Source organism: Pseudomonas zhanjiangensis (assembly GCF_041027545.1).
In the GTDB taxonomy this organism is placed as follows: domain Bacteria; phylum Pseudomonadota; class Gammaproteobacteria; order Pseudomonadales; family Pseudomonadaceae; genus Aquipseudomonas; species Aquipseudomonas zhanjiangensis.
Genome location: NZ_JBFTEG010000008.1, coordinates 1 through 26,078, shown reverse-complemented (window position 1 = coordinate 26,078; position 26,078 = coordinate 1). Strand labels below are relative to the sequence as shown.

Here is a 26,078-nt window from a genome sequence, read left to right as displayed (position 1 = left end):
GTGTGGTTCCTTAAATTCGGGTTCTTCTGCTGCGAGGCGGCCTCAGCGGACCGCCTCTTGGGCGCAGGCGTTAAACAGTAAAGGCGTCTTGCAGCAGTTTTTCCTGCTGTTCGGCGTGCATCGATGCGTAACCACAAGCCGGAGCTGCCGAGCCTTCACGGCCGGCGTACTCGAGGAACAGCGACTTCTTGTGGTTGCTGGCCACTCGGCGCATATGGTGCTGACTGCAGTACCAGGCGCCCTGGTTCATCGGTTCTTCCTGACACCAGACGATGTGCTTGAGGTTCTTGTAGGGTGCCAGCACCTCTGCCAGATCCTCTTCCGGGAACGGATAGAGTTGCTCGATGCGCACGATGGCGATGTCCTCGCGCCCTTCGTTGCGGCGCTTCTCCAGCAGGTCGTAATAAACCTTGCCGCTGCACAGAATCAGCCGCTCGACCTTTTTCGGGTCGATCGAGTCGATTTCCGGGATCACCGTCTGGAACGAACCTTCGGCCAGGTCCTCCAGGGTCGAGATGGCCAATTTGTGGCGCAGCAGCGACTTTGGAGTCAACACGACCAATGGCTTGCGCAGCGGACGGATCACCTGACGGCGCAGCAGATGGTAGATCTGCGCCGGCGTGGTCGGCACGCATACCTGCATGTTGTGCTCGGCGCACAGCTGCAGGTAACGCTCCAGGCGCGCCGAGCTGTGCTCAGGCCCCTGCCCCTCATAGCCATGCGGCAGCAGCATGGTCAGGCCACAGAGACGCCCCCACTTGTGCTCGCCACTGGAGATGAACTGGTCGAACACCACTTGGGCGCCGTTGGCGAAGTCACCGAACTGCGCCTCCCAGATCACCAGCGCATTGGGCGTGGTGGTGGCGTAACCGTACTCGAAGGCCAACACTGCCTCTTCCGAAAGCAGCGAGTCGTACAGGTCGAAGTTCGGCTGATTGACGTACAGGTTCTGCAACGGCAGATACCTGGCACCATCCTTCTGGTTGTGCAGCACCGCATGGCGGTGCGAGAAGGTGCCCCGGCCAACGTCCTGACCGGTGATGCGGATCGGGTGCCCTTCAAACAGCAGGGTCGCGTAGGCCATGGTTTCCGCATAGCCCCAGTTGATCGCCAACGCACCGGCGCCCATCTTCTGACGGTCCTCAAGGATCTTCGCCACCTGACGCTGAACCACGAAGCCTTCCGGAATCTGCAGCAGCTTGTTGGACAGGTCCTGCAGGGTCTTCAGCTCGAAGCGGGTGTCGTGGCGCGCGGTCCAGGCATGACCCAGGTAGGGACGCCAGTCGACGAACAGCTCCTTGTTCGGCTCCTTGACCAGGCTCTTGACCACGTGCTGGCCGTTGTCCAGGGCGTTGCGATAGTCGTCGATCTTCAGTTGCACGCGCTCGTCGTCATGGCTGCCGGACTGGGTCAACGCCTCGGCATAGAGTTCACGGGTGGTGCGCTGCTTGGCGATCTGCTGATACATAATCGGCTGGGTGCCGTTCGGCTCGTCCGCCTCGTTGTGACCGCGGCGGCGGTAGCAAACCAGGTCGATGACCACATCGCGCTTGTACTGCATGCGGTAATCGACCGCCAGCTGGGTCACGAACAGTACCGCTTCCGGATCATCGCCATTCACATGGAAGATCGGCGCCTGGATCATCTTTGCCACGTCGGTGCAGTACTCGGTGGAGCGCGCATCTTCCTGGCGGCTGGTGGTGAAGCCAACCTGGTTGTTGATGATGATGTGGATGGTCCCGCCAGTCTTGTAGGCGCGGGTTTGCGACATCTGGAAGGTTTCCATGACCACACCCTGGCCGGCGAATGCCGCGTCACCATGGATGGAAATGGGCAGTACCTTGTCGCCATTGGCGTCGGTGCGACGATCCTGGCGGGCGCGCACCGAGCCTTCGACCACCGGGGATACGATCTCCAGGTGCGAGGGGTTGAACGCCAGGGCCAGGTGCACTTCGCCGCCGGGCGTCATCACGTTGGACGAGAAGCCCTGATGGTACTTCACGTCGCCCGAGCTCAGACCCTCGACCTTCTTGCCCTCGAACTCGTCGAACAGGTCGCGCGGGTTCTTGCCGAAGGTGTTGACCAGTACGTTGAGACGGCCGCGGTGGGCCATGCCGATGACGATCTCCTTGGTACCGTAGGAGCCGGAACGCTGGATCACCTCGTCTAGCAGCGGAATCAGGCTCTCGCCCCCCTCCAGACCGAAGCGCTTGGTGCCCGGGTACTTGGTGCCCAGGTACTTCTCCAGGCCCTCGGCGGCAGTCAGACGCTCGAGCAGGTGGCTCTGCACTTCCGCGGAAAACTGCGGGCGACCACGCACGCTTTCCAGACGCTGCTGAAACCAGCCGCGCTGTTCGGAATCGACGATATGGGTGAACTCGGCGCCGATGGTGCGGCAATATGTCTGCTGCAACGCATCGCGAATTTCGCGCAAAGTAGCCTCTTCCTTGCCGATGTACAGACCACCGGTGCGGAAGGTGGTGTCCAGATCGCCATCGGTGAGGCCGTACTGGTTGATCGACAGATCGCGCGGCACCGGGCGCTGCCACAGCCCCAGCGGATCGAGTTGAGCGGCCTGATGGCCACGCATGCGGAAGGCCTGGATCATGCGCAGGACTTCAACCTGCTTCTTCTCGTGCTCGCTGCTGACACTGCCGGCAGACACTGGCTGAGCGCGGCGCTGGTTCTTGGCCAGCAACACGAAGTGATCGCGAACCGTCGAGTGCGATACATCAGTAGCCGCACGGCCATCGGTCGGCAACTTCTGGAAGTATGTGCGCCACTCATCTGGCACAGCGTTGGGATCGTGCAGGTAAAGCTCATAGAGCTCTTCCACATAGGCAGCGTTACCACCGGATAGGTGGGCACTGTCCCACATGCGCTGCATCACGCTTTCTTGCATGCTTGGTCACCCTCGGTAAGGGGACACCACCGGCGAAGAAACCGCACGGGCTTCCTAAGTCGCGAAGCAGCGACTTAGGTAAAGCCACCACGGATCCCGCAGATAGTCCGGGTACCAGCCCGGATGCCCCTGCTGGTCGTCATATTTTTCGAATAAGAACCGCGGCTTTGTGAGCTGCAGTTCGGGCTTAAGCCACGGCGCCGGAGTTGAAGCCGGCGCCGCAGGTGCTACAGGTAGAACGATGTATCAGGTACCGCTTTGCAGCAACATGTTGCGTACGTGGCCGATTGCCTTGGTCGGGTTGAGACCCTTGGGGCAAACGTTCACGCAGTTCATGATGCCGCGGCAGCGGAACACGCTGAACGGATCATCCAGCGCCGCCAGGCGCTCGTCGGTCTTGGTGTCACGGCTGTCTGCCAGGAAGCGATAGGCTTGCAGCAGTGCGGCTGGACCGAGGAACTTGTCCGGGTTCCACCAGAACGAGGGGCAGGAAGTCGAGCAGCAAGCGCACAGGATGCACTCGTACAGACCATCGAGTTTTTCACGCTCTTCCGGCGACTGCAGACGCTCGATCGCCGGCGCCGGCGTGTCGTTCTGCAGGAACGGCTGCACCTTCTCGTACTGCTTGTAGAAGATGCTCATATCGACGACCAAGTCACGAATAACCGGCAGACCGGGCAGCGGGCGAATGACCAGCTTGTTGCCCTTCACCACCGCCGACAGCGGGGTGATGCAGGCCAGGCCATTCTTGCCGTTGATGTTCATGCCATCGGAGCCGCATACGCCTTCGCGGCAGGAGCGGCGATAGGAGAAACCCTCATCCTGCTCCTTGATCAGCGCCAGCACGTCCAGGACCATGATGTCCTTGCCGCCGGTATCGACCTGGAAGTCCTGCATGAACGGCGCGGCGTCCTGCTCCGGGTTGTAGCGATAAACACTGACTTGCAACATATCAGTCACCCTTAATAAGTCCGAACCTTGGGTTCAAACGCCGGCACTGTCTTCGGCGCGAAGTTGACGGAGCGCTTGGTCACGCGCTTCTCACCCGGGAAATACAGGGAGTGGCACAGCCAGTTCTCGTCATCGCGATCTTCGAAGTCTTCACGGGCATGGGCGCCACGCGACTCTTTACGCACCTCGGCGGCCACCGCGGTCGCCTCGGCCACTTCCAGAAGGTTCTGCAGCTCCAGCGCCTCGATCCGCGCGGTATTGAACGCCTGGCTCTTGTCCGCGATCTTGACGCTGGCGATACGCTCGCGCAGGTCGGCCAGCTGCTGGATGCCCTTCTGCATGTATTCGCCGGTACGGAATACACCGAAGTAGTTCTGCATGCAGTTCTGCAGTTCCTTGCGCAGCGGCGCGACGTCCTCGCCGGTGGTGCGCTCGTTGACCCCGGACAGACGCTTGAGCGACTGTTCGATATCGGTTTCGCTGGCACCGCGGACTTCCACGCCTTCCTTCAGCGCCTTCTCCAGGTGGATACCGGCCGCGCGGCCGAATACCACCAGATCGAGCAGCGAGTTGCCGCCCAGACGGTTGGCACCGTGCACCGACACGCAGGCCACTTCGCCCACGGCGAACAGGCCGTCGATGATCTTGTCGTTGCCGTTGGCGTCCTGGGTGATGGCCTGACCATGGATGTTGGTGGCCACACCGCCCATCATGTAGTGACAGGTCGGCACGACTGGAACTGGCGCGACGACCGGGTCGACGTGGGCGAAGGTCTTGGACAGTTCGCAGATACCCGGCAGGCGGCTGTGCAGCACGTCCTCGCCCAGGTGATCGAGCTTGAGCATCACGTGATCGCCGTCCGGACCACAGCCGTTGCCGGCGATGATCTCCTTGACCATGGAGCGCGCAACCACGTCGCGACCCGCCAGGTCTTTGGCGTTCGGGGCATAGCGTTCCATGAAGCGCTCGCCGTGCTTGTTGATCAGGTAGCCACCCTCACCGCGGCAACCCTCGGTCACCAGCACGCCGGCGCCGGCGATACCGGTCGGGTGGAACTGCCACATCTCGATGTCCTGCACAGGCACGCCGGCACGCAGGGCCATGCCCACACCGTCACCGGTGTTGATCAGGGCGTTGGTGGTGGACGCATAGATACGACCCGCACCGCCGGTGGCCAGAACAACCGCCTTGGAGCGGATGTACACGGTCTCGCCGGTCTCGAGACAGATAGCGATGACGCCAACCACTGCGCCGTCCTGGTTCTTCACCAGATCGACCGCGTACCACTCGTTGAGAAAGGAGGTGCCGGCCTTGAGGTTGGCCTGGTACAGGGTGTGCAGCAGCGCATGACCGGTACGGTCGGCCGCGGCACAGGTACGAGCAGCCTGGCCGCCTTTACCGAAGTCCTTGGACTGACCGCCGAACGGACGCTGATAGATGCGCCCCTGCTCGGTGCGCGAGAACGGCAGGCCCATGTGCTCGAGCTCGAACACGGCCTCCGGCCCCACCGAGCACATGTACTCGATAGCGTCCTGGTCACCGATGTAGTCCGACCCCTTGACGGTGTCGTACATGTGCCAGCGCCAATCGTCGTTCGGGTCAGCCGAGGCGATGGCACAGGTGATTCCGCCCTGAGCGGAAACGGTGTGCGAACGGGTCGGGAAGACCTTGGTCACCACGGCAGTCTTGTGACCACCCTGAGCCAGTTGCAGCGCAGCGCGCATGCCGGCACCACCGCCACCGATGATGATGGCGTCATAGGAAAGAGTGCGAATGCTAGTCATGAATCAGATACCCCAAAGAATCTGCACGCCCCAGACGAAAAACGCGAACATGGCAATGCCACACGCGGCCTGGAAGAGAAAACGTACGGCAGTCGCCCACTTGCCCAGCGCCATCGGCGTCAGGTAGTCGGTGGAAATCGTCCACATGCCGACCCAGGCATGGGCGCCGAGGGCGACCAGGGTCAGCAGACTGAAGATGCGCATCGGATTATTGGAGAACAGACCATGCCACTCGGCGTACCCCATACCTGGGTTGAACACCACGTAGCCGAGCAAGAACAGCACATAAGCCGCGAGAACGACCGCGGAGACGCGCTGCGCCATCCAGTCGTAGAGCCCCGAACGCGACAGGTTCGTTACGTTGGTTACCATATCCATACCCCCAGCAGCAGGATCACGATCGCCGAGACGACGAGAACGATTTGCGAGCCCAGCTTGCCGCCTTCCAGCGTCTCACCGATACCCATGTCCATGATCAAGTGGCGCACGCCTGCCACAAGGTGATACAGCAGAGCGGACAACAATCCCCAAATCACGAACTTGACCAGCGGGCTGGTCAGGCACTCTTTCACCTCTGCGAAGCCTTCCTGAGACGCCAGCGACTTGTCGAGCCCATACAGCAGCACGGCAATGCCGAGAAACAGGATGACACCGGAAATACGGTGAAGAATGGACGTGTAAGCGGTGACTGGGAGTTTGATCGTCCTAAGGTCGAGGTTTACAGGTCGTTGGCTATTCACGGCTTTTATTATCACACTGAGAGCCCCTAACTATCAGGGCAAAGTTGTCGGGAAGTGCACTGGTCAGGTACCCATCACCCAAGAAGTGACAACCACCAAAATACAGGCACAAAGCCCTTGGCGGTCGGCCGCAGAGTATAGACAGTTAGGTTACTAATGACAATGCAAAGCCCCCTACCTAATAGCGCATTGCGCCCCTCTGGAAAATGGCGTAAGTAACCCGGCCCTGCCCCCAAAAAAGACGCTCAAACCCTTCTGCTGCCTGGGTTTTCGCAAATTGACTTTCGAATTTATCTCACTATAGTGATGCGGGCCCTGCGTGGGGGGCTGTCTGATGATTTCAAGCATAACTAGGAGGCCACACATGGCTGACAAAAAAGCGCAGTTGATCATCGAGGGCGCAGCCCCCGTCGAGCTGCCCATTTTAACCGGCACCGTTGGTCCCGACGTAATTGACGTACGCAGCCTCACCGCCACGGGCCGCTTCACGTTTGATCCTGGCTTTATGTCCACCGCCTCGTGCGAGTCGAAGATCACCTACATCGACGGTGACAAGGGCATTCTCCTGCACCGCGGGTATCCGATCGAACAACTGGCCGAGAAGTCGGATTACCTGGAAACCTGCTACTTGCTGCTCAACGGCGAGATGCCCGACGCAGAGCAGAAGGCCCAGTTCGTCAGCACCATCAAGAACCACACCATGGTGCACGAGCAACTGAAGACCTTCTTCAACGGCTTCCGCCGCGATGCCCACCCGATGGCCATCATGTGTGGCGTGGTTGGCGCACTGTCCGCCTTCTACCACGACTCCCTGGACATCAATAATCCGCATCACCGCGAAGTCTCGGCCATGCGCCTGATCGCCAAGATGCCGACCCTGGCCGCGATGACCTACAAGTACTCCATGGGTCAGCCGATGATGTACCCGCGCAATGACCTCAATTACGCGGAAAACTTCCTGCACATGATGTTCAACACCCCGTGCGAGATCAAACCGATCAGCCCGGTGCTGGCCAATGCGATGGACAAGATCTTCATTCTCCACGCCGACCATGAGCAGAATGCCTCGACGTCTACCGTACGCCTCGCCGGCTCCAGTGGCGCCAACCCATTCGCCTGTATCGCGGCCGGCATCGCCGCGCTCTGGGGCCCAGCCCACGGCGGCGCCAACGAGGCGGTCCTGAGCATGCTGGACGAGATCGGCGACGTCTCGAACATCGACGCATTCATCGCCAAGGCCAAAGACAAGAATGACCCGTTCAAGCTGATGGGCTTCGGTCACCGCGTCTACAAGAACCGCGATCCGCGCGCCACCGTGATGAAGCAGACCTGCGACCAGGTTCTGGCAGAACTGGGCATCAAGCATGACCCACAGCTGGAACTGGCCATGCGCCTCGAAGAGATCGCCCTGACCGACCCGTACTTCATCGAGCGCTCGCTGTACCCGAACGTCGACTTCTACTCGGGCATCATCCTCAAGGCGATCGGCATCCCGACCAGCATGTTCACCGTGATCTTCGCCCTGGCGCGGACCGTCGGCTGGATCTCGCACTGGAAGGAAATGCTCTCCAGCCCGTACAAGATTGGTCGCCCGCGCCAGCTGTACACCGGCCCTACCCAGCGCGACCTGAAATAGGCCACGGTCGACGCGACGCGCAACAAAAAAGGCTGCCTCTGGCAGCCTTTTTTGTGCCTCCCCGCACGGCTTATCCGTCCGGCGACGCGACAGTTCGCTCCGATCAACTCGCCCAGGCGGTGCTTTGCTCCAGCCAGCCGAGCAGGCGAATGGCCTCCTCATGGCTCGCACCACAAACCTCCGGGTCGGCGCGAAAGGCCGAGCAGACGGCCGGACGTTCCACCCTGCCGAACAGATTGCACAGGTTGTCACAGGAAAGCTGCACGCAGCGCTCGCCGGCCGGCTTGCCCCGCGGCATGCCGGGAATGGGGGAAGAGATCGATGGAGCAATGCAACAGGCGCCACAGCCTGCTCGGCAGTTCATGACGGTAGGACCTCAAACGATTGGCAAGATCGGCACAGGACCGCGATTCTACCGAGACGCGTAGCACTTGGCACCTGGGCGCCCGACCGCGGGCGACTACCGCAGGATCGCGCCGCAGTCGCTCCAGGGCCAATGATCAGGACGCCGGCTCAGGCTCGCCCGGACGGTTTTAGTCGGGCGATCAGGCTGGAGGTATCCCAGCGCCCGCCTCCCATCGCCTGCACATCGGCATAGAACTGATCGACCAGCGCGGTAACCGGCAGTTGCGCACCGTTACGCCGGGCCTCTTCGAGCAGAATCGAGAGGTCCTTGCGCATCCAGTCGACCGCGAAGCCAAAGTCGAACTCGCCGGCCAGCATGGTCTTGTGCCTGTTCTCCAGCTGCCAGGATTGCGCCGCGCCCTTGCTGATCACCTCCATAGCCAGATGCCCTTCAAGCCCGGCGCACTGGGCAAAGTGCAGGGCCTCGGACAAGCCCTGAACCAAGCCGCCGATACAGATCTGATTGACCATCTTGGTCAACTGGCCACTGCCCACAGGCCCCATCAGCTTGATCATCCGCGCATAGCTATCGATGACCGGCGCGGCGCGGTCATAGAAGACCTGCTCACCACCAACCATCACCGTCAATATGCCGTTCTGCGCCCCCGCCTGACCGCCCGATACCGGCGCATCGAGAAACCCCAGCTCATGCTCGGCGGCAAGCACCGCCAGCTCGCGGGCGACATTCGCCGAGGCGGTGGTGTGATCGACCAGCACAGCGCCCGCCGCCATTGCGGCGAAGGCGCCATCGGGGCCGAGCACCACGCTGCGCAGGTCATCGTCGTTGCCCACGCAAACCATCACCAACTCGGCACCCTGCACAGCCTCTCGCGGTGTCGAAGCGCTGCTTCCGGAAAACTCCGCGACCCACTGCGCAGCCTTGGCCGCCGTGCGGTTGTAGACGCACAGCTGATGGCCCGCGCGCGCCAGATGGCCGGCCATCGGATACCCCATCACACCCAACCCAATAAAGGCCACCTTCGCCATAACACACCTCCAGAATCACGGGCACCCAGCCTAACATGGGCTTTACCGGCACAGCCAAGGCCTCGCATACTGCCGCCAGCACGAAGGAGGCCCTATGGAGCACTGGCTGGTAGTCGACCTGGAAGCCACCACCGAAGAAGGCGGCTGGCCACTCGAGGAGATGGAAATCATCGAAATAGGCGCCAGCCTGGTCGACACCGGCGGCCGCGAAGTCGATCACTTCGAACGCTTCGTGCGACCACTGCGACGCCCACAGCTGACCGATTTCTGCCGTCGGCTCACGCACATCAAGCAGAGCGATATCGATGCGGCGGCGCCACTGCCGGACACCTGGGTGGCGTTCGAGCGCTGGCTGCTGGCGCACAGGATCAACCTGGCCGGCTGGACCAGTTGGGGCGACTACGATCGCCGCCAGTTCGAGCAGGATTGGCAGCAGCACCAGCTGACCAGTGTCTTGAGCCAGCTCCCCCACCTCAACCTCAAGCGCCGCTTCGCCGAGGTGCGCCGACTGGAACGCCCAGTCGGTCTCAATGGCGCCCTGAAACTGGCCGGCCTGCAGTTCAGCGGCCAACAGCATCGCGCCCTGGTAGACGCACGCAACACGGCACGCCTGCTACCGCTGGTATTGCCCATCTAGCGCCATGCAAAGCGGATGACGCGCGCATTGGGCTTGGGCATACTGGCCGCCTTTTTCCGCCCCTTACGAGGAACCAGAGATGTTCAAGGTCAATGAATACTTCGATGGCAACGTTGCCTCCATTGCCTTCGCCATGAGCGAATGTCCGGCTACCGTCGGCGTCATGGCGCCCGGCGAGTACGAGTTCGGCACCAGCCAACTGGAGATCATGCACGTCGTCGCAGGCGCACTGACCGTCAAGCTGCCGGGCAGCGACAACTGGCAGACCTTCGCCAGCGGCGAACAGTTCACGGTACCGGCCAACAGCAAGTTCCAGCTGCAGGTCGCAGTCGATACCGCCTACCTCTGCGAGTACCGCTGAACCCGACTGGTAAATCCGTCCCAGGTAATGACCGCAGCGGCCGCCAAACAAAAATGCCCACCTCGTTAGAGGTGGGCATTTTTGTTTGGCGGTAACGACTGCCAGGCTCGGGCGCCAATGTCATTGGATGGCGCCGCGAGGACGCTACCGGCCACGCTGCCTCTGCCAGGGCGCGCGTCAGCGATCGAGGGCTCCTCGTCCTGGCTTCTTCTTGGTCTGCAGCAGGTGGGAGAACACCGCATGCAGGTCGTCGGACGCGCTCTCCTCGTCCAGGTTGAGCTTGCTGTCGATATGATCCATATGATGCATCATCAGGCTTACCGCCTTGGCCGTGTCGCGCGCCTCGATGGCATCGATCAGCTGATTGTGCTCGTCGTAGGAGCAGTGCGAACGGCCGCCGCTTTCATACTGGGCAATGATCAACGAGGTCTGAGACACCAGGCTGCGCTGGAAGCTGATCAGCGGTGCATTCATCGCGGCCTCGGCCAGCTTCAAGTGGAATTCGCCCGACAGACGTATGCCCGCCCCCCGGTCGCCGCGCGAGAAACTGCTCTGTTCGTCCTCGACCATCTGCCTCAGCTCGGCCAACTGCTCGGCCGTCGCATGAATCACCGCAAGCTCGGTGATGGCGCGCTCGACCATGCGCCGCGCATAGAAGATCTGCCGGGCCTCCTCCACGCTGGGGCTGGCCACGACTGCACCACGATTGGGCCGCAGCAACACGACCCCCTCATGGGCCAGGCGTGACAAGGCGCGGCGGATAATGGTGCGGCTGACGCCGAAGATCTCGCCCAGGGCCTCTTCGCTCAGTTTGGTACCAGGGGCCAGGCGCTGTTCGAGGATGGCTTCGAAGATATGGGCGTAAACGACGTCATCCTGGGTGCCGCTGCGACCGCCTTTGGCGGCGCGCGAGGGTTTGTTGAGGGGCTGCAATTGCTCGTTCATGCTGGCTCGCATCAAAAGGGTTCGCCTGGACCAGGACTCTACTGCCTTTCCCCGGATATCTGAAACGCGACAGCCGCGCGAAGACCGAGAAAAATTTCCCACATTGTACACAAGGCGCTTATCAAGCACACACTTCGAGTACCGCACTGCCGCGCCTCGAGCGTCCTCAATGCTGCCCGTTGCGCCGCCCGAAACAGCGTTCTCCCGGGACGAGCCGTAAACCCATTTCTTATAAAAAGCAGCTTTTTTGATCACCCAAACGCTTATCCCGTTGCCGGTGTCTGCCTGCCAAACAGCCTAGAGATTGTCGATCGGCGCCGTGCCGTGGCCCAAAACAAGGATTCATCTCATTGTTTTAATTATCTTTTTAAGGATAGAGCAGTTTCTCGCAGAGCCCCTCCCGACCTCAGCCGGGCGATAGCGAGGACGGCAAGCCCAGGCAAAACGCTCCAAAAACATTATTTGCTTTTTTTGTATACAAACGCATAATCGCGCCAGTGCATCTTCCTGACTCAACGGTCAACAAATGCACCGAAGAGCACACCCAACGCACCACCTGCCTCAGAGAGTCGCACCGTGCCTTGCACTGACTCTGGGTGGTACACAACAAGAGAGATGAGGAGTACCGCTGTGGAAAGCGCCAAACAAGAACAACTTGCGACTCACGCCCCAGTCATAGGTGGCACCGGCCTGCTTGATCGCTTCTTCAAGCTCACCGAGCACCGCACCAGCATCAAGACCGAACTGCTTGCCGGCCTGACGACTTTCGTCACCATGGCCTACATCATCTTCGTCAACCCCAATATCATGGCCAATGCGGGTGTCGACCACGGCGCCGCCTTCGTCGCCACCTGCATAGGGGCGGCGCTCGGCTGCTTCCTCATGGGCCTCTACGCCAACTGGCCGGTGGGCCTGGCACCGGGCATGGGCCTGAACGCCTTCTTCACCTATACCGTGGTCGGCGAGATGGGCTACAGCTGGCAGATTGCCCTGGGCGCGGTGTTCATCTCCGGCATTCTGTTCATGATCATGAGCCTGTCGCGCATCCGCGAGTGGCTGCTCAACAGCATCCCCATGAGCCTGCGCTTCGCCATGGGCGCCGGGGTCGGCCTGTTCCTCGGCCTGATCGGCCTGAAGACCGCCGGCATCGTCGTCGATAGCCCGGCCACCCTGCTGACCATGGGCTCCTTCGGCGACCCATCGGCCCTGCTGGCGGCGATCTGCTTCCTGCTGATCGCCGTGCTCAGCCACCGCAACGTGTTCGGTGCCATCCTCTTCAGCATGCTCGGCGTCACCGCCATCGGCTGGGGACTGGGCCTGGTCGAGTACAACGGTCTGGTGTCGATGCCGCCGAGCCTGGCGCCGACCTTCCTGGCCATGGACATCGCCGGCGCCCTCAACGTCGCCATGGTCAGCGTTATCCTGTCCTTCCTGTTCGTCAACATGTTCGATACTGCCGGCACCCTGATGGGCGTGGCCCATCGTGCCAAGCTGGTCGACGAGGACGGCAAGATCCAGAACCTGTCCAAGGCCCTGAAGGCCGACAGCACCTCGAGCGTGGTCGGCGCCCTGGTCGGCTGCCCGCCGGTGACCAGCTATGTGGAAAGCGCATCCGGCGTCGCGGCCGGCGGCCGCACCGGCCTGACTGCCGTGACCGTGGGCGTGCTGTTCCTCGCCGCGATGTTCTTCGCTCCCCTGGCCGGCATGATCCCTGCCTATGCCACCGCCGGTGCGCTGATCTACGTGGCGATGCTGATGATGAGCGGCATGGCCCACATCGACTGGGAAGACCTCACCGACACCATCCCGGCCATCGTCACCGTGGTGATGATGCCGCTGACCTTTTCCATCGCCAACGGCATCGCCCTGGGCTTCCTGACCTACGCCACACTCAAGTTGCTCACCGGCCAGCGCAACAAGGTGTCGCTCAGCCTGTACGCGTTGTGCATCATCTTTATCGCCAAGTTTGCCTTCCTGTAAGCTTCGTTCAGCTGAATCGAGCCCCGGCGCACCCGCGCCGGGGCTTTTCCACTTCTGGAGTGAGTTGCAATGAGTCTGGATACCTGGCTGCTGTTTGCCGGCGCCGCGCTGGTGGTGATCCTGATCCCGGGCCCGCTGTCGCTGTTGATGGTCAGCAACAGCCTGAATTACGGTCTGCGCCGTTCGCTGCCGGCCTTTCTCGGAGGGGTGTCCGCCTCGATCTGCCTGCTTAGCGCCTCGGCCCTGGGGCTGGGCGCCCTGCTGCTGGCTTCGGAACGCCTGTTCAGCCTGCTCAAGCTGGCCGGCGCGCTCTACCTGTTCTACCTGGCCTGGCAGAGCTGGCAGCAATCGCGCCTGGCAGGCCGGCCGCAACAGGTAGAAGAGCAACCGGTCAATCCGGGCTTTCGCGCCCTGTTCTGGAAGGCCTTCGGCCTGGGCGCCAGCAACCCCAAGGACATCCTGTTCTTCGCCGCCTTCCTGCCGCAGTTCATCAGCGCCGAGCAGCCGATGCTCACGCAGTTGCTGCTGATGATCGCCACCTGGGCCGCGCTCGACCTGGGTTGCAAGCTGTTCTACGGGCTCGGCGCCCACGGCGCGGCGCGTTACCTGCGCTCGGGCAGAGGCCAGGTATGGTTCAACCGCACCAGTGCGGCACTGTTCGGCGGCGCCGGCGCGGCCTCATTGCTCAGCCGCTGAGTTCGCCAGGCAGCGGCTCACCCAGTCGCTGCGCCACGCAAGTCCCTGCAGCGCCTCCCCAAGGCGCTGCCACCGCCGCGATTGTTCGTCCCACAGCCAGTCAGCTTGCCGACACTCGGCGGTAGGTCGGCGCATGTCGATCCTGTTTGTGTCGTAATTGACTAAAGCCAGGCGCCAATTAGCCGACAGAATAGGAGCCACCATCTACCGTCTGCGCGCCTACCCAGCAGGAACCTCTATGAACATCAAACAAAAATTGACCTGGGCCTTCGCGGTTATCGCCTGCGTGCCCATCATGCTGGTCGCCGCCCTGGTGGTGTTCAATCTGCGCAGCGACGCCAAGACCGAATTCGTCGACACCAGCGCACGCGAGATCCGCCAGGTCGAAAACGCCATGCGGCTGTTTTTCGACGGCATCAACCAGAACGTCGAATACCTGGCCAACCACCCGCTGATCGCTCAGTCCGACGGCAGCCTCAAGCAATACATCAGTGCCGACGCCGCCAGCATCCCCACGGGCGAGAAGGACAAGCAGATCCTCCCCCTGCTGGCCGGCCTCGGTGCCAGTCACCCGGCCTATTCCTACGTATCCTTGGGCACCCACCAAGGCGGCTTCGTCATGTGGCCGGAAGATCCCAAGATGAGCAACTACGATCCGCGCAAACGCCCCTGGTATCAGAAGGCCCTCGACAATCCGGGCAAAACGGTACGCACCGATGCCTATTACTGGGCGCCCGATGATGCGGTGCTGCTGGCCACCGTGCGCAGCGTGGCCAATGCCCTCGGCAACCCGGGCGGGGTGATCAGCATCGACGTCTCGCTCAAGCAGCTGACCGATATCGTCAAGCAGATCAAGCTGGGCGACAGTGGCTACCTGATGCTGATGGAAAACAACGGCACCATCCTGGTCGACCCGCGCAATCCGGAGCACAACTTCAAGAAGCTCGGCGAGTTGGAGGGCGGCTATGCGGCACTGGCCTCCGCCGGCAAGGGCCTGGTCGAGATCGAAATCGACGGTGAACGCTACATGGCCAACGTCTGGCCCTCCGAACAACTGGGCTGGCGCTTCGTCGGCCTGATCAGCGAACAGGAAGCGATGGCCAGTGTCACCCAGCTGACCTGGATCATCGCAGGGCTGGCCATCGTGCTCGCCGCCATATTCGCCCTGGTAGGCGCGAGCTTTGCCGGCCTCATCGTCAGCCCGATCCGTGCCGTGGCCAATGGCCTGGAAGGCATCGCCCAGGGCGAAGGCGACCTGACCCAGTCCCTGACGGTCCGTGGCCAGGATGAAACCGCGCAACTGGCAGGCTGGTTCAACCAATTCCTCACCGCCATACGCCAGCTGATCCTCAGCATCGGTCAGGCGGCCAAGCATATCCAGCAGACCTCGAGCACCTCCTCCAAGGTTTCCGGGGACATGGCCGAGGCCGCCGGGCGCCAGCGCGAGTCGGTCGACATGGTCTCCACCGCCTTCCATGAGATGGTCGCCACCGCCAACGAAGTGGCGCGCTCCTGCTCGCAGGCCGCCGACTCCGCCGACAGCGGACAGAAACAAGCCCAGGAGGGTCAGCTGCAGATCGACGCGGCGGTCAACAGTGTCGAACGACTGAGCCGCGAACTGTCCCAGTCCGCCGCCGCCATGCAGCAGCTGGAGCAGGACAACAACAACATCCAGTCGATTCTCAGCACCATCCGCTCGATCGCCGAACAGACCAACCTGCTGGCCCTGAACGCGGCCATCGAAGCGGCCCGCGCCGGCGAGCAAGGACGAGGCTTTGCCGTGGTGGCTGACGAGGTTCGCGCATTGGCCAAGCGCACCGCGGACTCCACCGCCGAGATCGACGGACTGCTGAGCAACCTGGCCCAGCGCACCCGGGAGATGGGCAAGCAGATGCATGCCAGCCTGGAGGTCTCGCAAAGCACGGTCACCAGCATCACCGAGGCCCGCTCGAGCTTCGGCCTGATCCGCGAATCGGTCGATGTCATACGCGACATGAATGCGCAGATTGCCACGGCAGCGGAAGAACAGCACCAGGTCGCCGAAGACATCAACCGCCACATCAGCATGATCCATGGCGACGCGCAGCTGGTTGCCGGGCTGGCAGAGTCGGCCCTGAGCGACTCGCACAACCTGTCCGGTCTTTCCACCCAGCTCAACGAACTGGTCAACCGCTTCAGGACCTGAGTCCTCCGAGGCCCCATGGACAAGGAAAATGGCAGGCGCTCACGGCCCTGCCATCAGCTTCGTCGCCGCTGGCCAGCGGCGGCGCAGCACTCGACCGTTCAGCTACCGCGATAGGTGGAGTAGCTGTACGGCGAGATCAGCAGCGGCACGTGATAGTGCTCCTGGTCGGCATCGATGCCGAAACGCAAGACCACCACATCGAGAAAAGCCGGGCTGGGCAATTCCACGCCCCGCGCGCGGTAGTAGTCGCCCGCATGGAAGTGCAGTTGATAGACGCCGCTACGGTAGTCATCGCCCTGCAGGATGGGGGCATCGCAGCGACCGTCCTGGTTGGTCAGCACAGTACCGAGCAATTCGGTCTGTCCATTCTCGACCCGAAACAGCTCGACCTTGATTGCACTGCCAGGACAGCCGTGCGCCGCATCTAGAACATGTGTCGTCAGTCTTCCCATTGGTCATGGGCATCGGCCTGGATTCGCACCCCGCAGACGCCGCACCTCCTCTACTTTTATTGAATACGGTTGAACGCAGCCGGCCTTGGCGGCCTGGAACTGGCACGAGCATAGCACGCAGCAACATTAAAACAGACAATTAACACAAACATTGTACACACTTTTTTCACATCACTTGCCGGCGCATAGCTGTGCCGCCTGCTTTCGCCGGGTTGCCCCGAGGCAATCGCCGCTGCAGCCCCACCAGCTGTAGCCGACACTGGACTTCAGTCCTGTAGATGAGCAAGCAGTGGAAAAACAGATGAATTTTAGATTTACAAAATACCAATCACTTTGTATACAATTAGCTCATCGCGATTGCGCAACCGAAAACGCCGGCTGCGCAGAGATCGCCACAACACCAAGAAGGAAGACTGCAGTGAGCGCTGACTACCCACGCGACCTGATCGGTTACGCCAATAACCCACCACACCCACACTGGCCGGGCGACGCCCGCATCGCCCTGTCGTTCGTCCTCAACTACGAGGAAGGCGGCGAGCGCAATGTGCTGCACGGTGACAAGGAATCCGAGGCCTTCCTCTCCGAAATGGTCTCCGCCCAGCCCCTGCAGGGCGAGCGCAACCTGTGCATGGAGTCGCTCTACGAGTACGGCAGTCGCGCCGGCGTCTGGCGCCTGCTCAAGCTGTTCGACAGGCACGGCATTCCGCTGACCGTGTTCGCCGTGGCCATGGCCGCCCAACGTCACCCCGAGGTGATCAAGGCCATGGTCGGCGCCGGCCACGAGATCTGCAGCCACGGCTACCGCTGGATCGACTACCAGTACCTGGACGAAGCCACCGAGCGCGAACACCTGCTCGAAGCCATCCGCATCCTCACCGAACTGACCGGCGAGCGTCCCCTGGGCTGGTACACCGGTCGCCTGGGCCCGAACACCCGCCGCCTGGTGCGCGAGGAAGGCGGCTTCCTCTACGACTCCGACACCTACGACGACGACCTGCCCTACTGGGACCCGGCCAGCACCGCGCAGAAGCCGCACCTGGTGATCCCCTACACGCTGGATACCAACGACATGCGCTTCACCCAGGTGCAGGGCTTCAATACGGGCGACGATTTCTTCAAATACCTCAAGGACGCCTTCGACGTGCTCTACGCCGAGGGCGTGGAGGGAGCGCCGAAGATGCTGTCGATCGGCATGCACTGCCGCCTGCTCGGCCGCCCGGCCCGCCTGGCCTCTCTGGCGCGCTTCCTCGATTACGTGAAGAGCCACGACAAGGTCTGGTGCGCCCGTCGCGTCGACATCGCCCGCCACTGGCACGCCACCCACCCCTTCAAAGAGAGTGCGAAATGAGCCGTTTCCAGACCCTGACCCCCTCCCGACTCAGCCGCGAAGACTTCGTCAAGGTCTTCGCCGACATCTACGAGCACTCGCCCTGGGTCGCCGACAAGGCCTATGAATTGGGCCAGGACTCGAGCATCGACGAGGTCGACGGCCTGCACCAGCGCATGGCCGACCTGCTGCTCAGCGCCAGTCATGAGGTGCAGCTGGCCCTGATCAACGCGCACCCGGACCTGGCCGGCAAGGCCGCCATCCAGGGCGAGCTGACCGAATCGAGCACCTCCGAACAGGCCGGCGCCGGCATCCACCAGTGCACCGCAGAGGAGTTCGCCCGCTTCACCGAACTGAACGACGCCTACAAGGCCAGGTTCGGCTTCCCGTTCATCATGGCGGTGAAAGGCAGCAACCGGCACCAGATTCTCGCGGCCTTCGAAGAGCGTATCCACAACTCGCCGGAGCAGGAATTCGCCCGCGCCCTGAGCGAGATCAACAAGATCGCCCTGTTCCGCCTGCAAGCGCTGTAGTCGCCCCTTTCACGCCCTAACCATCAAGGCAGATACGACATGAAAGCTTACGCCGTACCCTTCGAGAAATACGTCAACCTGGCCGATGCCCGTCTCGGCACCCAGGCCATCTTCGTCACCGACGACTGGTTCGCCGAGGTCAACCGCCTGTTCCAGCCGACCCCCGCGGTATGGAAGGAAGGCGTGTTCGACGACAACGGCAAGTGGATGGACGGCTGGGAGTCGCGGCGCAAGCGCTTCGAGGGCTACGACTACGCGGTAATCCGCCTCGGCGTGCCGGGCTCGATCAAGGGCGTGGACATCGATACCAGCCACTTCACCGGCAACTTCCCGCCATCGGCCTCACTGGAGGGCTGCTTCGTCGCCGACGGCGATCCGACCGACGCCACCGTCTGGAGCGAGGTGCTGCCGGCGGTGACCCTGCAAGGCAACAGTCACCACTACCACGAGATCGACAACGCCCAGGCCTTCACCCACCTGCGCTTCAATATCTATCCCGATGGCGGCGTGGCGCGCCTGCGCGTTTACGGCGTGCCGTTCCGCGACTGGAGCAATGTCGGCGACAACGAGCAGGTCGACCTGGCCGCCGCGCTCAATGGTGGCCGCGCGCTGGCCTGCTCCGATGAGCACTTCGGCCGCATGAGCAACATCCTCAACCCGGGCCGCGGCGTCAACATGGGCGACGGCTGGGAAACCGCGCGCCGGCGCACCCCCGGCAACGACTGGGTCATCGTCGCCCTCGGCCACCCGGGCGAGATCGAGCGCATCGTCGTCGACACCCTGCACTTCAAGGGCAACTACCCGGACAGCTGCTCGATCCAGGGCGCCTTCGTCAAGGGCGGCACCGACGCGCAGATCGAGACCCAGAGCCTGTTCTGGCGCGAACTGCTGCCCAGCCAGAAGCTCTCGATGCACGCCGAGCACGAGTTCGTCGAGCAGATCAACGCCCTCGGCCCGATCACTCACGTGCGCGTCAACGTGTTCCCCGACGGGGGCATCAGCCGCCTGCGCCTGTTCGGCAAAGTCAGCAAGTAAGGCCATGGCCCCCGGCTGACAGCCGGGGCATCACGCAACAGAGAACAAGTAGACCGACATGCGCAAACTGATCATCGAGCCCCTGAGCAAAGAAGCCTTCGCCCCCTTTGGCGACGTCATCGAGACCGAGGGCAGCGAGTTCTTCATGATCAACAACGGCTCCACCCGCCGCTACCACAAGCTGGCCACGGTGGAGACCGCCCTGCCCGAGGACAGGGCCATCATCAGCATCTTCAGCGCCGAGGCGCTGCAGATGCCGTTGACCGTGCGCATGCTGGAGCGCCATCCGCTGGGCAGCCAGGCCTTCGTGCCGCTGCTCGGCCACCCCTTTCTGATCGTGGTCGCGCCAGTTGGCGATGCACCTGCATCAGAGTTGGTCCGCGCCTTCCGCAGCAACGGCAGGCAGGGCATTAATTACCATCGCGGCGTCTGGCACCACCCGGTGCTGACGATCGAAAAGCGGGATGACTTCCTGGTGGTTGATCGCAGTGGCTCCGGCAACAACTGCGATGAGCATTTCTTTACCGAGCAAGAGCAGTTACTGCTCGACCCCCACCAATAAGAGAAGCCCGGCGCCGGCCTGCCGGTACCGGGTAAGAGGTAAACACTGTGGAAGCACATTTGACTGAATGGCTGAACCTGGGCATCCGCTGGATCCACATGATCACCGGCATCGCCTGGATCGGCGCATCCTTCTATTTCGTCTGGCTGGAGAACAACCTCAACCGGGTGAACCCACGCGACGGCCTGGCCGGCGACCTCTGGGCGATCCACGGCGGCGGCATCTACCACCTGGAAAAATACAAGCTGGCCCCACCGAAGATGCCGGACAACCTGCACTGGTTCAAGTGGGAGGCCTACTTCACCTGGCTGTCGGGCGTGGCCCTGTTGATGGTGGTCTACTACCTCAACCCCAGCCTCTACCTGATCGCCCCGGGCAGTGACATGGCCCCGGCCGTCGCCATCGCCATCGGCCTCGGTTCGCTGGTGGCGGGCTACGTGGCCTACCACTTCCTCTGCGACTCGGCCCTGGGCAAGCAACCGGCCCTGCTCGGTGCGGTGCTGTTCGTCCTGCTGATCGCGGCGGCCTATGGCTTCAGCCAGATCTTCAGCGGTCGCGCGGCCTACATCCATGTCGGCGCCATCATCGGCACCATCATGGTCGGCAACGTGTTCTTCACCATCATGCCGGCCCAGCGCGCCCTGGTGAAGGCGATCGAGGAGAACACCACCCCGGACCCGCGCCTGCCGGCCAAGGGCCTGCTGCGCTCGCGGCACAACAACTACTTCACCCTGCCGGTGCTGTTCATCATGATCAGCAACCACTTCCCGAGCACCTACGGCAGCCAATACAACTGGCTGATCCTGGCCGGCATCGCCATCCTGGCCGTGCTGGTGCGCCACTACTTCAACACCCGCCACGACAGCAACAGGTTCGCCTGGACCCTGCCGGCCGCCGCCCTGGGCATGATCTGCCTGGCCTACGTCACCGCACCGGTACGCCAGGCACCGAGCGCCGCCCCGGTCGCTGCAGCGAGCAGCACGCCTGCCGCCACCGTGGCCAAGGTGGAGGTCAGCGACTCGGCTGCAGCAGCCGCGCCAAGCGCCGGCAGCGACTTTGCCAAGGTCAACAGCGTGATTCAGGAGCGCTGCACCGTGTGCCATTCGGCCAGCCCGAGCAGCCCGATGTTCAGCTCGGCACCTGCCGGGGTGATGTTCGACAGCCCGCAACAGATCCATCAGCTGGCGGCGAAGATCGAGGCTCAGGCTGTCGCCAGCCAGATCATGCCGCTGGGCAACATCACCCAGATGACCACCGAGGAGCGCGAGCTGATCGGCGCCTGGATCGCCCAGGGCGCCCAGATCGACTGAGTGCCGTCTCCGGCAGGCCTGGCCTGCCCTGCCTCGAAGCCCGCCTCCATGCGGGCTTTTTCATGTCCGGCCAGTTCGTCCTTGCCTCCAGGCACCCCGCGCTAGACATAGCCTTCTGCCAGCCCGGTACAATGCGGCCTCGACCCCATGCGTCACGCCGACAAAGGACAGCCAATGATCGAAGCCACCTGGATCGCCTTCGCCTTCATCATGGGACTGGCGGCGCGCGCCTATGGCCTGCCGCCACTGGTCGGCTACCTCGGCGCCGGCTTCGCCCTGGCGGCGCTCGGCGAACGGCTGGGCATCGGTCCGCACGACAGCGCGGCACTGACCCATATCGCCCACGTCGGCGTACTCCTGCTGCTGTTCACCGTCGGCCTCAAGCTCAAGCTGAGCAACCTGGTCAGGCGCGAAGTCATCGGCGGCGGCCTGCTGCACTTCGCCCTGTCCAGCCTGATCTTCCTGCCGGCCGTACTCCTGCTGGTGGACATGCCCTGGCAACAGGGCCTGCTGCTGGCCATCGCCCTGTCCTTTTCCAGCACGGTGCTGGCGGCCAAGGTGCTGGAAAGCAAGCGCGAGCTGCGCGCCTTCCACGGCCGGGTGGCGATCGGCGTGTTGATCATCCAGGACCTGATCGCCCTGGTGGTGATGAGCCTGGCCGGCGGTGATATCCCTTCGCCCTGGGCCTTGCTGGTCTTCGCCCTGCCGCTGCTGCGGCCGCTGCTGTTCCGCCTGCTGGACGCCAGCGGCCATGAGGAACTGATGGTGCTGCTGGGGCTGCTGCTGGCCCTGGTGGTCGGTGGCTATGGTTTCGAGCTGCTCGGCCTTAGTTCGGAGCTCGGCGCCCTGGCCTTCGGCGCCCTGCTGGCCAAGCACAAGCGCGCGGTCGAGCTGTCCAACTCGCTGTGGAGCATCAAGGAAATGTTCCTGGTCGGCTTCTTCCTGCAGATCGGCATCGGCGGCCTGCCGGACGGCGATGCGCTGATCTTCGCCCTGCTGATGTCGCTGCTGCTGCCGCTCAAGGGCGTGCTGTTCTTCGGCCTGTTCCTGATCTTCCGCCTGCGCGCGCGCAGTGCCTTCCTTACCAGCGTCAGCCTGACCAACTACAGCGAGTTCGGCCTGATCGTGACCAGCGTGGTGTTGCCGCAGTGGACCATCCCGCTGGCGCTGACCATGGCCTTGTCACTGGTCATCTCCGCCCAGTTGAACCGCATCGCCCACCCGCTTTACGAGCGCCTGGCCAGGCGCCTGATTCCCCTGGAGCGCGACATCCGCCACCCGGACGAACAGCCGATCTCCCTCGGCGATGCGCAGATCCTCATCATCGGCATGGGCCGCACCGGCCGCGCCGCCTACGACCACCTCAAGGACAAGGGCTTCAAGCTGTTCAGCCTGGACTCCGACCCGGGCATGATCGAGCTCAGTGCCCAGGCCGGGCGCCGCGTGCAGTTCGCCGACGCCGAGGACCAGATGTTCTGGCAGCGCCTGGAGATGCCGGCGGTCGAGGCGGTGATCCTGGCCATGAACGACCAGGAGGCCAAGGTCATCTCCACCCAGAAGCTGCGCGAACGCGGCTTCACCGGGCTGATCGTCTCCCATGCCATGTACGAAGACATCGCCCAGCGCATCCAGGCCGCCGGCGCCGACCGCACCTACCTGACCATGAGCGAGGCCGGCACCGGCCTGGCCGAGCACGTCGCCCGCGGCCTGCAACCGGGCAGCTGACCCCCGGCGCACGGCGCCGGCCTCCACCCTCGCCCTCGCCCTCCCCCTCGACAGCATGCCAGAGATGCCGGCCGGCATTTTTGTGCACAATTTACAAATAAATTGTTTTTTACCTTGTCGACAGGTTGTATAGTCGCCACATCCTGACCGATCGGACAGCTTATTCGATCAGGAAGAGGCGCCGTGAAGCCTCATGCAAGCCCATGACCATATAAAAACAACTGGCAGGCTCTGAGATGACCACGACACGCACCACCCCCGCCACCACTCCGTCCGCAGGCGGCAGTGACCTGATCTACCAACTGGACGACCGTCCGGCGCTCGCTCCGGCCCTGTTCGCCGCCCTGCAGCACGTACTGGCCAGCTTCGTCGGCATCATCACCCCCACCCTGATCATCGGTAACGTGCTCGGCCTCGGTGCCCATGTGCCCTACCTGGTGAGCATGGCGCTGTTCGTCTCCGGCCTCGGCACCTTCGTCCAGGCCAGGCGCTTCGGCCCCATAGGTTCCGGCCTGCTGTGCCTGCAGGGCACCAGCTTCGGCTTCCTCAGCGTGATTCTCAGCGCCGGCTTCATCGTCAAGGGCCGCGGCGGCAGCGAGGAGGAGATCCTCTCGACCATCTTCGGCGTGTGCTTCTGCGCCGCCTTCGTCGAGATCGCCTTCAGCCAGTTCATCAACAGGCTGCGCCGGGTCATCACCCCGGTGGTCACCGGTACCATCATCTGCCTGATGGGCCTGTCGCTGATCAAGGTGGCGATGACCGACATCGCCGGCGGCTTCGGCGCGCCGGACCTCGGTGCCCTGCACCACCTGGCCCTGGGCGGCCTGGTGCTGGGCACCATCGTCGTGTTCAACCGCTTCCAGTCGCAATCGGTGCGCCTGTCGGCGGTGATCGTCGGCCTGGCCCTGGGCTTCGCCGTCGCCTGGTTCAACGGCCAGGTGGACTTCGCCAACATGGCCGAAGTGCCGCTGGTCAGCGTGCCCGTGCCGTTCAAGTACGGCTTCAGCTTCGACTGGGTGGCCTTCGTGCCCATCGCGGTGATCTTCCTGATCACCCCGCTGGAGACCGCCGGCGACCTGACCGCCAACTCGATCATCTCCAAGCAGCCGGTCAGTGGCCCGCTGTACCTGCGCCGGATCAAGTCCGGGGTGCTGGCCGACGGCTGCAACTCGGCCCTCGCGGCCATGTTCAACAGCCTGCCGATGACCACCTTCAGCCAGAACAACGGAGTGATCCAGCTGACCGGCGTGGCCAGCCGCTACGTGGCCTTCTACATCGCCGCCATCCTGGTCCTGCTCGGCCTGTTCCCGACGGTCGGTGCGGTGCTGCAACTGATGCCCAAGCCGGTGCTCGGCGGCGCCACCCTGATCATGTTCGGCACCGTCGCCGTGGCCGGGATCAAGATCCTCACCGAGGCCGGCCTGCACCGGCGCAACGTGATGATCGTGGCCATCTCCCTCGGCCTCGGCCTGGGCGTGGCCGGCGTACCCGAGGCGCTGTCGCAGATGCCCGACGCCCTGAAGAACATCTTCGGCTCGCCGATCACCATCGGCGCCTTCAGCGCCATCCTGCTGAACTTCTTCCTGCCCGAAGAGCATCAGGCGCTGGAAGAAAACGACTACGACCCCGAGGCCCATCTGCACAGCGTGCTGCAAAACTCGCAGGACGCCGAGCCCGAGCAAGCGTCGCTGGCTCCCGGCGATGGCTTGAGCTCGGCCAACCCGGCCAGCTGACTTGTCCCTGCTATTCCCGTACGGCCCTGCGGTTCGCCGCAGGGCCGAGAACCCCTGTAAGTCCAAAAATAAGGAAAACCCGATGAAACTGAAGCATCTGCCTCACTGCATTGCGCTTTCTGCCGGCCTGCTCGGCGGCCAGCAGGCCCTCGCCGGCGACACCCTGTTCTGGCAAGACAACAGCCTGACCTACCTCAACGGCAGCAATTTCCAGCGTCTGAACTTCAACGGCGAGGAGCAGCGCTCGCAGACCACCTACACCTTCGAGCACGCCAGCGGCTGGGTCTGGGGCGATGCCTTCTTCTTCCTCGACTACATCGATGCCGACAACCTGCAGTACCGCGGGAGCAACTTCGGCAACCTCGAGGTCAAGGACAAGAGCAACTTCTACTACATGGAGTTCTCCCCGCGGGTCAGCCTCAGCTGGCTGAGCGGCCAGGACCTGTCCGCCGGCCCGCTGAAAGACGTCAAGGCGGCGTTCACCTACGAAAAAGGCAACGGCGGCCCCGGCACCGAGAACTACCTGTACGGCCTGGGCTTCGACTGGGACGTACCCGGCTTCGCCTTCCTGCAGACCAACCTGTACCGGGTCAAGATCAACAACCACATCTTCTTCGATCATGACTTCAAAGCCAGCGATGCGGGTAACGGCTACGCCACCCAGCTGACCGTGGCCGGCGCCTACCCCTTCGCCATCGGCGAGCAGGATTTCGTGATCGACGGCTATGTCGACTGGCGCTCGCCGTCCAAGGACGCCGGCACCCAGACCTCGGTCGGCTCCTCGATCCAGGTCAAGTGGGACGCCGGCAAGGCGCTGTTCGGCAAGGAGCGCAAGCTCTACGTCGGTACCGAGCTGAACATGTGGCACAACAAGTACGGCATCAAGCCCATCGACGGCAGCACCGATGGTTTCGATCAGACGGCCGTACAGGCCCTGGTCAAATACCACTTCTGATTGCAACGAACTGGACCACGGCCGGGTAGGCGGCCGTGGAAAAGTAGAGGGCAAGCATGCCTGGCATGCTTGCCCTTTTTTATGGCTATGTCCCAATAGCGTGTTGCGCGGTGCGTCCTACCGCCTCCTGGATGCAGTGAACTGGCCGAATGCTTTGCTGGTAGCGCTCAAGCATGCGGCGCCAGCCCAGGTAATTGGGGAGGTAGCGGGTGGCCACGCCATGAAAGCGGGTCATCC

23 protein-coding genes and 2 pseudogenes are annotated in these 26,078 nt (G+C 62.9%); 15 read left to right on the top strand and 10 right to left on the bottom strand.

Going from position 1 to position 26,078, the window contains the following annotated elements; translation table 11 throughout:
- Nucleotides 1-70: 70 nt before the first annotated feature.
- The 5 genes from AB5S05_RS11485 to sdhC all read right to left on the bottom strand — a co-directional run bounded on the left by AB5S05_RS11485 (nt 71) and on the right by sdhC (nt 6,389).
- Nucleotides 71-2,902, bottom strand: a complete 2,832-nt coding sequence (locus tag AB5S05_RS11485; protein ID WP_369287660.1) for a 2-oxoglutarate dehydrogenase E1 component — start codon at nt 2,900-2,902, stop codon at nt 71-73.
- Between the two features lie 246 nt (nt 2,903-3,148).
- Nucleotides 3,149-3,853: a succinate dehydrogenase iron-sulfur subunit gene (locus AB5S05_RS11480; RefSeq protein ID WP_369287659.1), complete on the bottom strand. Its 705-nt coding sequence runs from the start codon at nt 3,851-3,853 to the stop codon at nt 3,149-3,151.
- Between the two features lie 11 nt (nt 3,854-3,864).
- Nucleotides 3,865-5,637, bottom strand: a complete 1,773-nt coding sequence (sdhA, locus tag AB5S05_RS11475; RefSeq protein WP_369287658.1) for a succinate dehydrogenase flavoprotein subunit — start codon at nt 5,635-5,637, stop codon at nt 3,865-3,867.
- Between the two features lie 3 nt (nt 5,638-5,640).
- Nucleotides 5,641-6,009, bottom strand: a complete 369-nt coding sequence (gene sdhD / locus AB5S05_RS11470) for a succinate dehydrogenase, hydrophobic membrane anchor protein (RefSeq protein ID WP_369287657.1) — start codon at nt 6,007-6,009, stop codon at nt 5,641-5,643.
- A complete protein-coding gene (gene sdhC / locus AB5S05_RS11465; RefSeq protein ID WP_369287807.1) occupies nt 6,003-6,389 on the bottom strand; it encodes a succinate dehydrogenase, cytochrome b556 subunit in 387 nt (128 codons plus the stop codon). The genes sdhD and sdhC overlap by 7 nt, the downstream gene beginning before the upstream one ends.
- A 352-nt stretch (nt 6,390-6,741) precedes the next feature.
- Here sdhC and gltA point away from each other — a divergent pair, with 352 nt between their 5' ends.
- Nucleotides 6,742-8,013: a citrate synthase gene (gene gltA, locus AB5S05_RS11460; protein ID WP_369287656.1), complete on the top strand. Its 1,272-nt coding sequence runs from the start codon at nt 6,742-6,744 to the stop codon at nt 8,011-8,013.
- Nucleotides 8,014-8,116: 103 nt separating this feature from the next.
- Here the strand turns inward: gltA and AB5S05_RS11455 are convergent, their stop codons facing one another.
- Complete coding sequence (locus AB5S05_RS11455; protein WP_369287655.1) at nt 8,117-8,377, bottom strand: YkgJ family cysteine cluster protein; 261 nt, start codon at nt 8,375-8,377, stop codon at nt 8,117-8,119.
- 149 nt (nt 8,378-8,526) lie between these two features.
- Nucleotides 8,527-9,405 carry an NAD(P)-dependent oxidoreductase gene (locus AB5S05_RS11450; protein WP_369287654.1) on the bottom strand — a complete coding sequence of 293 codons (879 nt, stop codon included), beginning with the start codon at nt 9,403-9,405 and terminating at the stop codon, nt 8,527-8,529.
- A 94-nt stretch (nt 9,406-9,499) separates the two neighbouring features.
- On the opposite strand from AB5S05_RS11450, the gene AB5S05_RS11445 reads away from it, so the two are divergent.
- Both AB5S05_RS11445 and ppnP read left to right on the top strand, forming a co-directional pair.
- Entirely contained in the window at nt 9,500-10,042 is a 543-nt protein-coding gene (locus AB5S05_RS11445; RefSeq protein ID WP_369287653.1) for a 3'-5' exonuclease, read from the top strand.
- Nucleotides 10,043-10,121: 79 nt separating this feature from the next.
- Nucleotides 10,122-10,403 (top strand): pyrimidine/purine nucleoside phosphorylase, encoded by a 282-nt coding sequence (ppnP, locus tag AB5S05_RS11440; RefSeq protein WP_369287651.1) that lies wholly within the window; start codon nt 10,122-10,124, stop codon nt 10,401-10,403.
- Nucleotides 10,404-10,580: 177 nt separating this feature from the next.
- Here ppnP and AB5S05_RS11435 read toward each other — a convergent pair whose 3' ends face one another.
- On the bottom strand, nt 10,581-11,348 hold the full coding sequence (locus AB5S05_RS11435; protein ID WP_369287650.1) for a GntR family transcriptional regulator: 768 nt from the start codon (nt 11,346-11,348) through the stop codon (nt 10,581-10,583).
- 630 nt (nt 11,349-11,978) lie between these two features.
- On the opposite strand from AB5S05_RS11435, the gene AB5S05_RS11430 reads away from it, so the two are divergent.
- The 4 genes and pseudogenes from AB5S05_RS11430 (at nt 11,979) to AB5S05_RS22170 (ending at nt 16,209) form a co-directional block, all read left to right on the top strand.
- Nucleotides 11,979-13,328, top strand: a complete 1,350-nt coding sequence (locus tag AB5S05_RS11430) for an NCS2 family permease (RefSeq protein ID WP_369287649.1) — start codon at nt 11,979-11,981, stop codon at nt 13,326-13,328.
- Between the two features lie 69 nt (nt 13,329-13,397).
- Nucleotides 13,398-14,024, top strand: a complete 627-nt coding sequence (locus tag AB5S05_RS11425; protein WP_369287648.1) for a LysE family translocator — start codon at nt 13,398-13,400, stop codon at nt 14,022-14,024.
- A gap of 238 nt (nt 14,025-14,262) precedes the next feature.
- A pseudogene (locus tag AB5S05_RS22175) lies at nt 14,263-15,354 on the top strand (cache domain-containing protein); the annotation flags it as partial.
- 87 nt (nt 15,355-15,441) lie between these two features.
- Complete coding sequence (locus AB5S05_RS22170; protein ID WP_438943572.1) at nt 15,442-16,209, top strand: methyl-accepting chemotaxis protein; 768 nt, start codon at nt 15,442-15,444, stop codon at nt 16,207-16,209.
- Between the two features lie 98 nt (nt 16,210-16,307).
- Here AB5S05_RS22170 and uraH read toward each other — a convergent pair whose 3' ends face one another.
- The gene (gene uraH, locus AB5S05_RS11415; RefSeq protein WP_369287646.1) at nt 16,308-16,661 is read right to left on the bottom strand and encodes a hydroxyisourate hydrolase; all 354 of its coding nucleotides are present in this window, start codon (nt 16,659-16,661) and stop codon (nt 16,308-16,310) included.
- A 418-nt stretch (nt 16,662-17,079) separates the two neighbouring features.
- Between uraH and puuE the strand changes: the two genes are divergently transcribed.
- The 8 genes from puuE (at nt 17,080) to AB5S05_RS11375 (ending at nt 25,841) form a co-directional block, all read left to right on the top strand.
- The gene (puuE, locus tag AB5S05_RS11410) at nt 17,080-18,009 is read left to right on the top strand and encodes an allantoinase PuuE (RefSeq protein WP_369287645.1); all 930 of its coding nucleotides are present in this window, start codon (nt 17,080-17,082) and stop codon (nt 18,007-18,009) included.
- Nucleotides 18,006-18,521, top strand: a complete 516-nt coding sequence (gene uraD, locus AB5S05_RS11405; RefSeq protein WP_369287644.1) for a 2-oxo-4-hydroxy-4-carboxy-5-ureidoimidazoline decarboxylase — start codon at nt 18,006-18,008, stop codon at nt 18,519-18,521. Before puuE ends, uraD begins: the two co-directional genes overlap by 4 nt.
- A gap of 39 nt (nt 18,522-18,560) precedes the next feature.
- Nucleotides 18,561-19,556, top strand: a complete 996-nt coding sequence (gene alc, locus AB5S05_RS11400) for an allantoicase (protein ID WP_369287643.1) — start codon at nt 18,561-18,563, stop codon at nt 19,554-19,556.
- Between the two features lie 58 nt (nt 19,557-19,614).
- Nucleotides 19,615-20,118, top strand: coding sequence for an ureidoglycolate lyase (locus tag AB5S05_RS11395; RefSeq protein WP_369287642.1), 504 nt, complete (start codon nt 19,615-19,617; stop codon nt 20,116-20,118).
- A 47-nt stretch (nt 20,119-20,165) separates the two neighbouring features.
- Nucleotides 20,166-21,428, top strand: a complete 1,263-nt coding sequence (locus AB5S05_RS11390) for a urate hydroxylase PuuD (RefSeq protein WP_369287641.1) — start codon at nt 20,166-20,168, stop codon at nt 21,426-21,428.
- A gap of 174 nt (nt 21,429-21,602) precedes the next feature.
- A complete protein-coding gene (locus tag AB5S05_RS11385; RefSeq protein ID WP_369287640.1) occupies nt 21,603-23,153 on the top strand; it encodes a cation:proton antiporter domain-containing protein in 1,551 nt (516 codons plus the stop codon).
- Between the two features lie 236 nt (nt 23,154-23,389).
- On the top strand, nt 23,390-24,886 hold the full coding sequence (locus AB5S05_RS11380; protein ID WP_369287639.1) for a nucleobase:cation symporter-2 family protein: 1,497 nt from the start codon (nt 23,390-23,392) through the stop codon (nt 24,884-24,886).
- An 82-nt stretch (nt 24,887-24,968) separates the two neighbouring features.
- Entirely contained in the window at nt 24,969-25,841 is an 873-nt protein-coding gene (locus AB5S05_RS11375; protein ID WP_369287638.1) for an outer membrane protein OmpK, read from the top strand.
- Nucleotides 25,842-25,926: 85 nt separating this feature from the next.
- Here AB5S05_RS11375 and AB5S05_RS11370 read toward each other — a convergent pair.
- Nucleotides 25,927-26,078: pseudogene (locus tag AB5S05_RS11370) on the bottom strand (IS1595 family transposase); the annotation flags it as partial.

Excerpts from the sequence above, each read along its gene's own strand:
- AB5S05_RS11380 (WP_369287639.1), top strand. The coding sequence starts at position 23,390 with ATGACCACGACACGCACCACCCCCGCCACCACTCCGTCCGCAGGCGGC.
- AB5S05_RS22170 (WP_438943572.1), top strand. The coding sequence starts at position 15,442 with ATGGCCGAGGCCGCCGGGCGCCAGCGCGAGTCGGTCGACATGGTCTCC.
- AB5S05_RS11375 (WP_369287638.1), top strand. The coding sequence starts at position 24,969 with ATGAAACTGAAGCATCTGCCTCACTGCATTGCGCTTTCTGCCGGCCTG.
- AB5S05_RS11485 (WP_369287660.1), bottom strand. The coding sequence starts at position 2,902 with ATGCAAGAAAGCGTGATGCAGCGCATGTGGGACAGTGCCCACCTATCC.
- AB5S05_RS11480 (WP_369287659.1), bottom strand. The coding sequence starts at position 3,853 with ATGTTGCAAGTCAGTGTTTATCGCTACAACCCGGAGCAGGACGCCGCG.
- AB5S05_RS11385 (WP_369287640.1), top strand. The coding sequence starts at position 21,603 with ATGATCGAAGCCACCTGGATCGCCTTCGCCTTCATCATGGGACTGGCG.
- AB5S05_RS11395 (WP_369287642.1), top strand. The coding sequence starts at position 19,615 with ATGCGCAAACTGATCATCGAGCCCCTGAGCAAAGAAGCCTTCGCCCCC.
- AB5S05_RS11445 (WP_369287653.1), top strand. The coding sequence starts at position 9,500 with ATGGAGCACTGGCTGGTAGTCGACCTGGAAGCCACCACCGAAGAAGGC.
- uraH (WP_369287646.1), bottom strand. The coding sequence starts at position 16,661 with ATGGGAAGACTGACGACACATGTTCTAGATGCGGCGCACGGCTGTCCT.
- sdhA (WP_369287658.1), bottom strand. The coding sequence starts at position 5,637 with ATGACTAGCATTCGCACTCTTTCCTATGACGCCATCATCATCGGTGGC.
- gltA (WP_369287656.1), top strand. The coding sequence starts at position 6,742 with ATGGCTGACAAAAAAGCGCAGTTGATCATCGAGGGCGCAGCCCCCGTC.
- AB5S05_RS11455 (WP_369287655.1), bottom strand. The coding sequence starts at position 8,377 with ATGAACTGCCGAGCAGGCTGTGGCGCCTGTTGCATTGCTCCATCGATC.
- ppnP (WP_369287651.1), top strand. The coding sequence starts at position 10,122 with ATGTTCAAGGTCAATGAATACTTCGATGGCAACGTTGCCTCCATTGCC.
- alc (WP_369287643.1), top strand. The coding sequence starts at position 18,561 with ATGAAAGCTTACGCCGTACCCTTCGAGAAATACGTCAACCTGGCCGAT.
- AB5S05_RS11425 (WP_369287648.1), top strand. The coding sequence starts at position 13,398 with ATGAGTCTGGATACCTGGCTGCTGTTTGCCGGCGCCGCGCTGGTGGTG.
- uraD (WP_369287644.1), top strand. The coding sequence starts at position 18,006 with ATGAGCCGTTTCCAGACCCTGACCCCCTCCCGACTCAGCCGCGAAGAC.
- AB5S05_RS11450 (WP_369287654.1), bottom strand. The coding sequence starts at position 9,405 with ATGGCGAAGGTGGCCTTTATTGGGTTGGGTGTGATGGGGTATCCGATG.
- sdhD (WP_369287657.1), bottom strand. The coding sequence starts at position 6,009 with ATGGTAACCAACGTAACGAACCTGTCGCGTTCGGGGCTCTACGACTGG.
- AB5S05_RS11435 (WP_369287650.1), bottom strand. The coding sequence starts at position 11,348 with ATGAACGAGCAATTGCAGCCCCTCAACAAACCCTCGCGCGCCGCCAAA.